At 55.1% G+C, this 12,862-nt stretch carries 10 protein-coding genes and 1 tRNA gene; 7 read left to right on the forward strand and 4 right to left on the reverse strand.

Translation table 11 applies throughout. The features are described 5' to 3' along the window. Positions 1–778: 778 nt before the first annotated feature. Both EDC52_RS17480 and nei read right to left on the reverse strand, forming a co-directional pair. Positions 779–863, reverse strand: a tRNA-Leu gene (locus tag EDC52_RS17480). Positions 864–971: 108 nt separating this feature from the next. After that, the gene (gene nei, locus EDC52_RS17485; protein ID WP_131867255.1) at positions 972–1,766 is read right to left on the reverse strand and encodes an endonuclease VIII; all 795 of its coding nucleotides are present in this window, start codon (positions 1,764–1,766) and stop codon (positions 972–974) included. A 237-nt stretch (positions 1,767–2,003) separates the two neighbouring features. On the opposite strand from nei, the gene EDC52_RS17490 reads away from it, so the two are divergent. The 3 genes from EDC52_RS17490 (at position 2,004) to EDC52_RS17500 (ending at position 4,731) form a co-directional block, all read left to right on the forward strand. After that, positions 2,004–2,399, forward strand: coding sequence for a bleomycin resistance protein (locus EDC52_RS17490; protein WP_196237778.1), 396 nt, complete (start codon positions 2,004–2,006; stop codon positions 2,397–2,399). Positions 2,400–2,607: 208 nt separating this feature from the next. Beyond that, entirely contained in the window at positions 2,608–3,126 is a 519-nt protein-coding gene (locus EDC52_RS17495; RefSeq protein ID WP_131867259.1) for a DUF2501 domain-containing protein, read from the forward strand. 705 nt (positions 3,127–3,831) lie between these two features. Continuing rightward, complete coding sequence (locus EDC52_RS17500; protein WP_131867261.1) at positions 3,832–4,731, forward strand: LysR family transcriptional regulator; 900 nt, start codon at positions 3,832–3,834, stop codon at positions 4,729–4,731. Positions 4,732–4,841: 110 nt separating this feature from the next. Here EDC52_RS17500 and lptG read toward each other — a convergent pair whose 3' ends face one another. Continuing rightward, positions 4,842–5,912 (reverse strand): LPS export ABC transporter permease LptG, encoded by a 1,071-nt coding sequence (gene lptG, locus EDC52_RS17505; RefSeq protein WP_131867263.1) that lies wholly within the window; start codon positions 5,910–5,912, stop codon positions 4,842–4,844. After that, positions 5,912–7,012, reverse strand: a complete 1,101-nt coding sequence (lptF, locus tag EDC52_RS17510; RefSeq protein ID WP_131867265.1) for an LPS export ABC transporter permease LptF — start codon at positions 7,010–7,012, stop codon at positions 5,912–5,914. Before lptF ends, lptG begins: the two co-directional genes overlap by 1 nt. Before the next feature lie 281 nt (positions 7,013–7,293). Between lptF and pepA the strand changes: the two genes are divergently transcribed. From pepA to EDC52_RS17530, 4 genes are all read left to right on the forward strand, one after another. Next, complete coding sequence (gene pepA / locus EDC52_RS17515; protein WP_131867267.1) at positions 7,294–8,805, forward strand: leucyl aminopeptidase; 1,512 nt, start codon at positions 7,294–7,296, stop codon at positions 8,803–8,805. A 33-nt stretch (positions 8,806–8,838) separates the two neighbouring features. Then, on the forward strand, positions 8,839–9,288 hold the full coding sequence (locus tag EDC52_RS17520; protein ID WP_131867269.1) for a DNA polymerase III subunit chi: 450 nt from the start codon (positions 8,839–8,841) through the stop codon (positions 9,286–9,288). A 13-nt stretch (positions 9,289–9,301) separates the two neighbouring features. Beyond that, positions 9,302–12,157: a valine--tRNA ligase gene (locus tag EDC52_RS17525; protein ID WP_131867271.1), complete on the forward strand. Its 2,856-nt coding sequence runs from the start codon at positions 9,302–9,304 to the stop codon at positions 12,155–12,157. A 119-nt stretch (positions 12,158–12,276) separates the two neighbouring features. After that, a complete protein-coding gene (locus EDC52_RS17530; RefSeq protein ID WP_131867273.1) occupies positions 12,277–12,780 on the forward strand; it encodes a GNAT family N-acetyltransferase in 504 nt (167 codons plus the stop codon). Positions 12,781–12,862 lie beyond the last annotated feature (82 nt).

Below are 12,862 nucleotides of genomic sequence, written 5' to 3' on the forward strand. Positions count from 1 at the left end.
CCACTGTTCGCTGTTTTTGTCTGCACCCGGCACCGGTTTCCCCTCTGCTTTAGCCTGACTACGCCAATTATACAAAGTAGCTTCCGATATCCCTTACATTTGTGCAACTGCGCTGACCGTCATGTTATACGGAGGAAGGAGTTTAGCCAGTGTGGCCGCCTTTCGCTCCGGAGAAATGCGCTTCATAAAATGTCCCCATCGCCCCATTAGGATTTATGATGGGGGGGACAAGTATCCTGACACTAGGGGGTATCAGGAAACTCAGGGTCCCTTATGTCGTGATAGCGACGCTGGATACGCCGGGGGTCGCGCTACCCATCTATGAGGAGGTCCGCACGGCATTGCAGATTGCGGCGCGGCAGAACGCGTGATTCTTGTAACACCGTCAGAATGTAGCCGGTATCACAAACTGGCCCAAGGGTCGGGGATAAGCTGTGCGCAAAGTTACAATGGTTTCTTTGCGTCACCTCCCGGCATGAAAACTTTGGGTCTGAACTGTTCACTTAAAAGTGTAATTCTCAGGATATGTGTGACTATATCTGGCGCGTACCTGACGCCTCCACCTTCCAGGCTCTAACCTCTTTTAACGACTCACATTACTCTAAACCGTATACTGCTTTAAATCGAACTTCCGATATACGGATCAGTATCCCGCATCATGCGATATACCAACAGATACCATCAGACATTAAGAGAACAAAAAAAGAACAGATACTAAGATATCCAGTTGATTTAAGGCAAAAAAAAAGCCACCTTCAGGTGACTTAGTTTTTGCATATGGTGCCGAAGGCCGGACTCGAACCGGCACACCCGAAGGCGGTTGATTTTGAATCAACTGCGTCTACCGATTTCGCCACTTCGGCACTGAAGTTTATCTACGGAAAACGAGGTGCATTATACCGTTAACGCAGTCCGGCGCAATACTAATACGCGTAACACCCTGCTGAGTGGTGAAAAAACGCGCTCAACCCTCACCGCTGGCACCCCGGGCACCAGTAGAACGGCCTGCCCGACATCACCGTTTTCTCAATCACTCCCCCACACCGTTCACACGCCTTCCCCGCCCGATGAAACACCCTGAACCTGAACATCGCCCCATGATGTTTCCCGGTCACCCCCTTCTGCCCTCGTGTCGCATAAGACAACCGCGGCACCGCCAGTATCGCCTCGGACAGCCGCGCTAATTGCCCCTCGGGAAAGTCCTTCGCCCGATGGGTCGCCGCCAGTTGCGCCTGCCACAGAATCTCTACCCGCAGGTAATTGCCCAGGCCGGCAATAAACGACTGGTCCAGCAGCAGGGCCGCCAGTTGCCGGCCGCGGAAACGGGCCGACGTCAGCCGGGCCAGCACTTCCTCGACGGTCAGCGCCGGGTCCAGCGCATCCGGGCCGATACGCAGCAAAAATGGATGCTCAGCCAGTTCATCGGCCGTCAGGATGTTGATATCAGAAGCGCTATACAGCAGGATAGCGACGTTGGCATTCTCTAACCTGACCCGCAGGTCGCGTTTGGTGGTCGGCACCTCCCCCGCGTTGACCACTTTCCAGACGCCATACAGTTGGTTATGGCTGTAGAGCACCCGTCCATTGGAGAACCAGGTCAGCAGCGCTTTGCCGCGGGCCTCGATTTTAACGATACGCTGGCCGATAAGGCCTGCCTCAAACGGCTTAAGATGTGGAAAGGCAAACCAGGCATGCGTTATCTGCTGGTTGGTAAAAGCGGTCATCAGGGTATCGGCCACCCGGCGAATCTCCGGCCCCTCAGGCATCTCAATCTCCATTCAACAGAGTAGCAACATTAACAAGTCTTATAACCTTAGCAGCCCCAAGCTAAGTCAAGTAGGTCGCCCTGGCCGTGCTTTCTGGTGAAGATAGAAACATCATGGGGCCAGGGCTGAGAATATCGGTAGACGCAACAATGCCTGATACACTCTCATGATCCCATAACCAAAACTCAAACAGGAGAAACCTCGGTGACTGACTCAGCAAAACCCTATTGGAACCGCATGGTGCCGGAATTGACCGTCACTGATTTCTCAGCCTCGCTTCATTTTTACGTTGAGGTGTTGGGCTTTGCGTTAATGATAAGGCGCCATGAACCTGAATTTGCCTATATCAATCTGGGAGAAGCCCAGCTAATGCTTGAGGAATATCATAATCAAGGCTGGAACACTGCAGAACTTATCAGGCCATTAGGCCGCGGAATCAATTTTCAGATAGAAGTCGATGATGTGATGCCGATCATTAATCGCCTGCGGCAGAATAAGATTACGTTATATCGTCCCCTACGCGATAACCACTACCAGACCGGTAATAACGAATCCTGCCAGAGAGAATTTCTGGTACAGGACCCGGACGGTTATCTTTTGCGGTTCAGCCAGTATATTGAAACCGCTGCCTGATCGATCCGCCATCGATGAATATCACTTGCTCCTGCCAGACTATTCTTAATTCCCCCCACATCGGCGGTAATTCGTCCTATTCCGGCTGGCCGCCGCCGCTACATTTGTCATACTGGGCCGCATTGCGATTTCGATGGCCCGTCCAGGCAGGAGTAAACCGCCAGGCAGGTGATCGAGCTGATATCCCCAGACCCAGGAGTAGCAAGCCATGACCCAATCCACCTCCTCTTTACTGCTGGCCCTGTCGGTCGGTGCCCTTATGGGGACTGGCGCGGCGCAGGCGTCCGGCTGGATGGATGCCGCCAATAGCGTCGCCTCGGAGCTGAATAAGTCAAATACCGCCAATAATAGCGCGTCGAGCACCGCCACCAACGGCACCACCTCACTGGGTGCGCTGGCAGGATTGCTGAACGGCGGCGACCAGGCGCTGAGCGCCAATACCATGACCAATGCCGCCGGGGTGATGCAGTATTGCGTTAAGCACAATTTGCTGTCGGCCAGCGGCACATCGACCCTTAAAAACCAGCTATTAAGCAAATTGGGGATCAGTAGTACCGCTAATGCAAAAAGCCAGGACTATCAGGAAGGACTGGGCGGGCTGCTTAATACCGGGCAGGGCAATCAATTGAATCTGAACAGCCTGGGAACGTCCCAACTTACTGAAAGAGTTAAAACCAAAGCCTGTGATTTGGTGCTCAAGCAGGGCAAGTCTTTTATTACTGGTTAATCTACGCTGGTTTTTATTCTTTTCTCCTCCCGCACCCCGGCGGGAGGAAAAGTCTCTTTTCCATCAATCCTTAATGGCGCCTCTCAGCAAGTGATAACGCCTTGCCAGTCAATACAATTAAATATCTCGCTGCACGGCGGTCTTGTCCCACTCGGTAATATCTACTCATGCCTTTAACTGGTTCGGATTGCTACACTGCTTGACGATGCCTTTATTGTCTTCGTGGCAATATGTTTCAGCGCATCATAGTCGATAAAAAGATACCAGGGAGAAATATCCTTCTGCCATATCTATGGCGGCCTCCTGTTATAGGCGGATTTGGAGGGTTAATGAGTTAATGGCCTGAGTTTTGGGCCAGGTGATGGCAATGGCTCAGTCGCTGTCAATAAATCCGTTGCGAGCTATTTACAATAGGTTAATGACATAGTGCTAGTCTGAGGTAAACAGGTTGAATACCTCCGCAGATACTTGATGGCGCTGGCTTTATAGCAAATTCAGGCGAAGCGCGTAAGCGAGTCAGCTTTTTTTGAAGTTGCCATTATTAAAAAATCAAAGATAGAATCATTAATCAATGAAAGCTGTTAATTAAAGAGTTTTGATCTATTAATTAACTGTGGCAGTAAAAGCCAGCAAGCACCTTGGCTTACCAAATATTCGTTCCCTAACGAATATCCCTCCCACTCTGTATTAGACTATGCCGATTATATGAATAACTTTGATTTCAATTTACTCGTTGTACTCAATGCGCTGCTTGAAGATTGTAGTGTTAATCTGGCCGCCAGGAAGTTGAATGTCACCGCCCCGGCCATTAGTAAATCACTTAATAAAATCCGCGGATTATTTAATGATCCAATCCTCGTCCGCAGCGGCACCAAATTAATCCCGACGCCCAAGGCCGTGTCCCTCAAGGAAGATGTAAGGCAGCTAGTGAACCGGATTGAGTCTATGCTCAATACCAACATGGCGTTTGAACCTCATACCACCAATGTGTCTTTTACCATTGCCGCTAATGCGACAATTGTATTTTCCCTTAATGCCACGCTGTTCTGCGAAATACAGAAGAGTGCGCCGAATGTATTTATCAATCTGGTTCACGACTCCGATTACGACGATGATTTTCTGCGGTCCAATGATATTGATCTGTATATCGGCGAGATGAGAGACCTGAACCCCGAAATTACCATCCGTACCATCCACTCCGCCAAGTGCTATTTCATGTGTCGCTGTGGTCACCCGATCATCGCCCGTGATAAGAGCATGGATAACCTGTTGTCGTATCAGTTTGTGCAGACCAAGGAGAAATATCCCACCGGCACCGACGAGGCAATGAAGTATTTCTGGTCAGCCAGGCATGTCATGGGCGCCACTCCCGGCTATATGGCGACGATGAATGCCATTACTCACTCCGATGCCCTGGCTATCGTGCCGGACTTCGTGGTGAAGACCCTGCGCAAGCTGAATATCGCGGTGGAATACTTCAGTGCCGATTTTGATTTGGGAAAACGCAGCATCATCCAGGCCTGGCATTCCAAGCACAATCATTCCCCCTGCCATAAGTGGCTCAGGGATATGACTAAAGTGATGTTTACTGAAAGCGTGAAATAACTGGGGAACAGAACTGGCAGCGGGCAAAGTAAGGCCGGATTAATGAGATACACACCTATCTGACTGGCGCTAACCGGCGATTCCGATTAGCGCCCTTCTTATCGATAAAATCAGCGTCGTTTCAGCAGCAGACCGATGCTGATAAGCAGGAATGCCATACTGGGCAGCAACGCGCCAAACAGCGGCGGCATGTTATAGACCAGGCTCAATGGCCCGAAAATCTGATCCAGCACGTAGAACAGGAAGCCGAAACTGATACCGGTTACCATCCTGACGCCCATCGGCACGCTGCGCAGCGGGCCGAAAATAAACGACAGCGCCATCAGCATCATCACCGCGACCGAGAACGGGGAAAATATCTTGCTCCACATATTAAGCTGATAGCGGCTGGCTTCCTGCCCGCTCTGCTTGAGGTAGTTGACATAGTTATACAGCCCGGAGATCGACAGCGCATCGGGGCTGAGCGATACCACCCCCAGCTTGTCCGGCGTCAGGTTGGTTTTCCACTCACCGGTCAGGGTCTGTTTGCCGCTGATTTGCTGGCTGCTGGTCAGGTCCGATTCATCCACCTGCTCCAAGCGCCACAGGCCATTGTCATAGGTGGCATTGGCCGCGTAGCGCAGCGTCTGCAGCCGGTCATGCTGGTCGAAGTGATAGATATTCACCCCGGCCAGTTCATTGTCGCTCACCACCCGTTCGATAAAGATAAAGTCCTTACCGTCTTTGGCCCAGACGCCGTTCTGGGTTGACAACAGGGAGCCGCCATACAGCATCTGCGCCCGGTAGTTACGGGCCATCTGTTCGCCCTGCGGCGCTACCCACTCGCCGATGGCCATGGTCAGCAGCACCAGTGGAATAGCGGTCTTCATGACCGAGGCGGCCACCTGCAGCCGGCTGAAGCCGGACGCCTGCATGACCACCAGTTCACTGCGGGTCGCCAGCGAGCCCAGCCCGAGTAGCGCGCCGAGCAGGGCGGCCATCGGGAAGAAGATTTCGATATCCTTCGGCACGCTGAGCAGGGTATAGAGCCCGGCGCTGACCGCCGAATACTCGCCCTGGCCGACTTTGCGCAGCTGGTCGACAAACTTGATGATGCCGGAAAGAGAAACCAGCATGAACAGCGTCATCATGATGGTGTTGAATATCGTTTTGCCGATATAGCGGTCCAGTACGCCGAACATCAGTCCGCTCCTCTGAAACGTAGCTGCGCGCGCATCCGTCTGACCGGTACGCTCTCCCACAGGTTAAGCATGATGGCGATGGCGAAATAGACCAGGTTGGTCAGCCACATCCACAGCGTCGGATCAAGCTTGCCCTTGGCGCCGTTGGAGCGCAGCGAGCTTTGCAGCAGGAAGAAGATCAAGTACAGCAGCATCGCCGGCAGCATGCTCAGCACCCGGCCCTGGCGCGGGTTAACCGCGCTGAGCGGCACCACCATGACCGCCATGATAAGCACCGACACCACCAGCGTCAGCCGCCAGTGCAGCTCGGCGCGCGCTTCATCGTCATCGGAACGCCACAGGTCGCCGATACTCATCTGCTCGGCATTGCTGCTGTCGACCGCCACTTCCTGATGGCCGATAATCGCCTGGTACTGGGTAAAGTCGGTGATGCGGAAATCGCGCAGCAGGGCGGTGCCTTCGTAACGGGTGCCTTTATCCAGCGTCACCACCTGGGTGCCGTCGCCGCGCTGGTTCATGTGGCCGCGATCGGCTACCACTACCGATGGGCGGGCGTTACCGCTCGGCCGCAGCTGGGCCAGGAACACATTCCTGAATTCCTGTCCTTTCACGCTGCCGACAAACAGCACCGAGTTGCCGTTCTGCGCCGACTGGAACTGGCCTTCCACCAGCGCCGCCATGCTCGGGTTAGCCTTGGCTTCGGCGGTCAGCACATCCTGCTGCTTGGAGGACCAGGGGGTCAGCCAGATAACATTGATGGCGGCGCAGACGGCCGTCACCAGGCTCAGCACCAGGGCCGCTTTGATAAGCACGCCCTTGCCCAGGCCGCAGGCATGCATCACCGTGATTTCGCTTTCGGTGTACAGCCGGCTGAGGGTCATCAGCAGCCCGAGGAACAGGCTGAGCGGAAGTATTAACTGAGCCATATCAGGCACGCCCAGCCCCAGAAGGGACAGGACTAAATTTGTCGGGATGTCGCCATCTACGGCCGCACCGAGGATCCGCACCAGTTTTTGACAAAAAAAGATCAAAAGCAGGATAAACAGTATGGCGAGCTGGCTTTTAAACGTTTCCCGAACCAGATATCTAATGATAATCACGCTAATTTCGCCTGTGAAAACTTGTATTTTTGCAGGAAAATCGATAATTTCTGAGCTAATCCACTATTAATACGTATCAATTAGCCACCTTTACCGTCAGATAGAGTATAACAACATTAAGCGTTCGGCTGTGCTATGAGAACGCACTGATTATTGTCAGAATAGCGTCCTTTGCGTCGTTCAGATTAACACAATGAGTTAATGCAAAGGCGGGATAGACGAATGGGAAATGCTATTTTAGCCCCGTTCTCCCCTTTTGTCTTTAAGATTCAGGAGAGTGCATGGAGTTCAGTGTAAAAAGCGGTAGCCCGGAAAAACAACGTAGTGCCTGTATCGTCGTCGGCGTGTTTGAACCACGCCGTTTGTCGCCGATTGCCGAGCAACTCGACAAGATAAGCGATGGCTACATCAGTGCCCTGCTGCGCCGTGGCGAACTGGAAGGAAAGGTGGGCCAGACCCTGTTGCTGCACCATGTCCCGAATGTGCTCTCTGAACGCATCCTGCTTATCGGTTGCGGTAAAGAGCGCGAACTGGATGAGCGCCAGTATAAGCAGGTGATCCAGAAAACCATCAATACGCTGAATGATACCGGCTCGATGGAAGCAGTCTGCTTTCTGACCGAGCTGCATGTCAAAGGTCGTAACACCTATTGGAAAGTGCGCCAGGCGGTAGAAACGGCAAAAGAGACGCTTTATACCTTCGATCAGCTTAAAAGCAACAAAACCGAGCCTCGCCGGCCGCTGCGCAAGATGGTGTTCAATGTGCCGACCCGTCGCGAGCTGACCAGCGGCGAGCGGGCGATTTCCCATGGCCTGGCGATAGCCGCCGGTATCAAGGCGGCCAAAGACCTGGGCAATATGCCGCCGAATATCTGTAATCCGGCTTACCTGGCGTCACAAGCGCGCCAGCTGGCCGATGGCTACGGTAAAACCACCACTACCCGCGTTATCGGCGAGCAGCAGATGAAAGAGCTGGGCATGAACGCCTATCTGGCGGTCGGCCAGGGCTCGCAGAATGAATCGCTGATGTCGGTGATTGAATACAAAGGCAGCCCGGATGCCGAGGCCCGGCCGATCGTGCTGGTTGGCAAAGGCCTGACATTTGATGCCGGTGGTATCTCCATCAAGCCGGCGGACAGCATGGATGAAATGAAATACGACATGTGCGGCGCCGCCACGGTGTATGGCGTGATGCGCATGGCGATGGAGCTTAATCTGCCGCTGAATATCGTCGGCGTGCTGGCCGGCTGTGAAAATATGGTCGACGGCCGTTCATTCCGTCCCGGCGATGTGCTGACCACCCTTTCCGGACAGACGGTAGAAGTGCTCAATACCGATGCCGAAGGCCGTCTGGTGCTGTGTGACGCCCTGACCTACGTCGAGCGTTTCGATCCGGATGTGGTTATCGATGTGGCGACCCTGACCGGCGCCTGCGTCATCGCGCTCGGCCATCACCTGACCGGGCTTATGTCCAACCACAATCCACTGGCCCATGAGCTTATTGGCGCGGCCGAGCAGGCTGGCGACCGCGCCTGGCGTCTGCCGTTGGGCGACGAGTACCAGGAACAGCTGGAGTCCAATTTCGCCGATATGGCCAATATCGGCGGTCGTCCGGGTGGGGCGATAACCGCCGGCTGCTTCCTGTCGCGTTTTGCCCGCAAGTACAACTGGGCTCATCTGGATATCGCCGGCACCGCCTGGCGTTCCGGTCGCGCCAAGGGGGCAACCGGTCGTCCGGTGGCAATGCTGGCGCAGTTCCTGCTTAATCGCTCAGGCCTGAGCGGTGACGAATAATACGGCGAAACTCAGGTTTAAAGAACAAGGCTCATGAAAAACGCAACCTTTTACCTCCTCGAACATCATGATATCCAGGATGGATTGACCGCCGTTGAAGCGCTGGCCTGCGCGCTGGCGGCTTGCCGATGGCGGGCGGGTAAACGGGTGCTTATTGCCTGTGTGGATGACGCCCAGGCATTGACACTGGATGAGGCCTTGTGGCAACGGGAGCCGGCATCGTTTGTGCCGCATAACCTGGCCGGTGAAGGCCCGCGTTATGGCGCGCCAGTCGAAATCTGCTGGCCGGGTCGTCGCGGCAATGCGCCGCGCGACTTGCTGATAAGCCTGCTGCCGCAGTGCGCGGATTTTGCCTCCGCTTTCCATGAAGTGATAGACTTCGTCCCGCACGAAGAAGAATTAAAGCAGCTGGCGCGCGATCGCTACAAAGGCTATCGCAGCGTCGGCTTCCAATTGACCACGGCCACGCCGCCAACGCAGTGAAATATGACGCATAATGGAAAAAACATATAACCCGCACGATATAGAGCAGCCGCTTTACGAGCATTGGGAAAAACAGGGCTATTTCAAGCCGAATAACGATGCGAGCAAAGAAAGCTTCTGCATCATGATCCCGCCGCCGAACGTAACCGGTAGCCTGCATATGGGCCATGCTTTCCAGCAGACCATTATGGACATCATCATTCGCTATCAGCGTATGCAGGGTAAAAACACCCTGTGGCAGGTGGGCACCGACCACGCCGGCATCGCCACCCAGATGGTGGTCGAGCGCAAGATAGCCGCCGAAGAAAACAAAACCCGTCACGACTACGGCCGCGATGCGTTTATTGAGAAAATCTGGCAGTGGAAGGCCGAGTCCGGCGGTACCATTACCCGCCAGATGCGCCGCCTGGGCAATTCGGTCGATTGGGAGCGGGAACGCTTTACCATGGACGAAGGCCTGTCCAATGCCGTTAAGGAAGTGTTCGTCCAGCTGTTTAAACAGGACTTGATTTATCGGGGCAAACGCTTGGTGAACTGGGATCCCAAGCTGCGCACCGCCATTTCCGATCTGGAAGTGGAAAACCGTGAATCCCAGGGGTCGATGTGGCATCTGCGCTATCCGCTGGCGGATGGCGCGACCACCGCCGACGGCAAACATTACCTGGTGGTCGCCACCACCCGGCCGGAAACCGTGCTGGGCGATACCGGCGTAGCGGTTAATCCGGCAGATCCGCGCTATAAAGACCTGATTGGCCAATCGCTGATTCTGCCGCTGGTCGGACGCCGTATCCCAATAGTCGGCGACGAACACGCCGATATGACCAAAGGCACCGGCTGCGTGAAAATCACCCCGGCCCATGATTTTAATGACTATGAAGTCGGCAAGCGCCATCAGTTGCCGATGGTCAATATCCTGACGCTGGACGGCAATATCCGCGAAGAGGCTGAAGTATTCGATACCCTTGGTGAAGCCAGTGACCTTTGCAGCGGCGCTATTCCGGCCGAATTCCAGCATCTGGAGCGCTTTGCCGCCCGTAAAGCGGTGGTTGCCGCCTTTGATGCCCTGGGCCTGCTGGAAGAGATCAAACCCCATGCGCTGACCGTGCCTTATGGCGACCGCGGCGGCGTGGTCATTGAGCCGATGCTGACCGACCAGTGGTATGTGCGTACCGCTCCGCTGGCCAAGGTCGCGATTGAAGCGGTCGAAAACGACCAAATCAAGTTTGTGCCCAAGCAGTATGAAAACATGTACTTCAGCTGGATGCGCGATATCCAGGACTGGTGTATCTCCCGCCAGCTGTGGTGGGGCCATCGGATCCCGGCCTGGTATGACAACAGCGGCCAGGTCTATGTCGGCCGCGACGAAGCGGAAGTGCGCCGGGAATATCACCTGGCGGCCGATGTTGCCCTGCGCCAGGACGAAGACGTGCTGGACACCTGGTTCTCCTCCGGTCTGTGGACCTTCTCCACCCTGGGATGGCCCGAGCAGACCGACGCCCTGAAAACCTTCCACCCGACCAGCGTGGTGGTCAGCGGCTTTGATATCATCTTCTTCTGGATTGCGCGCATGATCATGATGACCATGCACTTCGTCAAAGACGAAAACGGCAAACCCCAGGTGCCGTTTAATACCGTCTATATGACCGGTCTTATCCGTGACGATGAAGGCCAGAAGATGTCCAAGTCCAAGGGCAATGTGATAGATCCGCTGGATATGGTGGACGGTATTTCCCTGGCCGATCTGGTTGAAAAGCGTACCGGCAATATGATGCAGCCCCAGCTGGCTGAGAAAATCCGCAAGCGTACCGAAAAGCAGTTCCCGGACGGCATTGAGCCCCACGGTACCGATGCTTTGCGCTTTACGCTGGCGGCGCTTGCCTCTACCGGCCGCGATATCAACTGGGATATGAAACGCCTGGAAGGCTATCGTAACTTCTGTAACAAGCTGTGGAACGCCAGCCGTTTCGTGCTGATGAATACCGAAGACCAGGATTGCGGCCTGAACGGCGGCGACATGGAATACTCGCTGGCGGACCGCTGGATCCTGGCTGAATTCAACCGTACCGTGAAGGTCTATCGCGACGCGCTGGATAACTACCGTTTCGATCTGGCCGCCAACCTGCTGTACGATTTCACCTGGAACCAGTTCTGCGACTGGTATCTGGAGCTGACCAAGCCGGTGATGACTGACGGTAGCGATGCCCAGTTGCGCGCCACCCGCCATACGCTGGTCGCGGTGCTGGAAGGCCTGCTGCGCCTGGCTCATCCGGTAATGCCGTTTATTACCGAAACCATTTGGCAGCGGGTCAAGGTCCTCAAAGGCATCGATGCCGATACCCTGATGCTGCAGCCGTTCCCGATCCATGACCCGGCGGGGGATGACACCGACGCCGTGGCCGACGTGGAGTGGATTAAGCAACTGATTATCGCCATCCGTAACACCCGTTCAGAAATGAACATCTCGCCGGGCAAACCGCTGGACGTGCTGCTACGCGGCGCCAGCGGTAAGACCCGTCAGCGTGTAGATCAGAACCGCAGCTTTATCCGTTCGCTGGCGCGCCTCGACAGCCTGGACCTGCTGGCTGAGGGCGATAAAGGGCCGGTGTCGGTCACCAAGCTGCTGGAAGGCGGCGAGCTGATGATCCCGATGGCCGGCTTTATCGATAAAGCGGCTGAACTGGACCGGCTGGCCAAAGAAGTGGCGCGGGTCGAGGGTGAAATCGGCCGCATCGAAAGCAAGCTGGGCAATGAGGGTTTTGTCGCCCGGGCGCCGGAAGCGGTAGTCGCCAAAGAGCGTGAAAAGCTGCAGGGCTTTATCGACGCCAAGGCCAAACTGCTGGAACAGCAGGCGACTATTGCCGGGCTTTAGTCCGGACAGCAACTGCAAGTAGCTAGTGCCGGTTTTTAGGCCGTGCCGGAACAGGTACTGTTCGCCCGCAGCGCTGCGGGCGGGCGTCCCTTACCGTTTATATGATGAGTTTATTGACCATGCCAGTGAACAGTTCCACCGATATCCTGATAAGGGAAATACGGCCTGAGGATAACGCCGCCATAGCGGAGGTAATACGCGCTGTCTCGGCCGAATTCGGTCTGACCGCCGATAAAGGCTATACCGTGTCCGATCCTAACCTGGACAGCCTGTACCAGCTGTATGACGAGCCACGCAGCGCCTATTGGGTGATAGAACAGGATGGACGCATTGCCGGCGGCGGCGGCATCGCACCGCTTTGCGGCGCCGCTGCATCGGTCTGCGAACTGCAGAAGATGTATTTTATGAAGTCGCTGCGCGGCCAGGGCGTGGCCTATTCCCTGGCGTTACAGGCGCTGACAGTAGCTCGCAGCCGCGGCTTTACCCATTGTTACCTGGAGACCACCGCCTCGCTGACCAGGGCCGTTTCACTGTATGAGCGGCTGGGATTCGAACATATCGGCGGTCCGATGGGCAGCACTGGGCATGTGGACTGTGAAGTCACCATGCTGAAAACGCTATGAGCGTGCAGCTCGTCAGGCCAGCGTGTATTTGGAAAGCCTCTTAGCAGAAAGCCTGGTGGGAATGCCAGCGAGTAAAGGCGGG

The sequence above is a fragment of the Biostraticola tofi genome, assembly GCF_004343195.1.
GTDB lineage: Bacteria > Pseudomonadota > Gammaproteobacteria > Enterobacterales > Enterobacteriaceae > Biostraticola > Biostraticola tofi.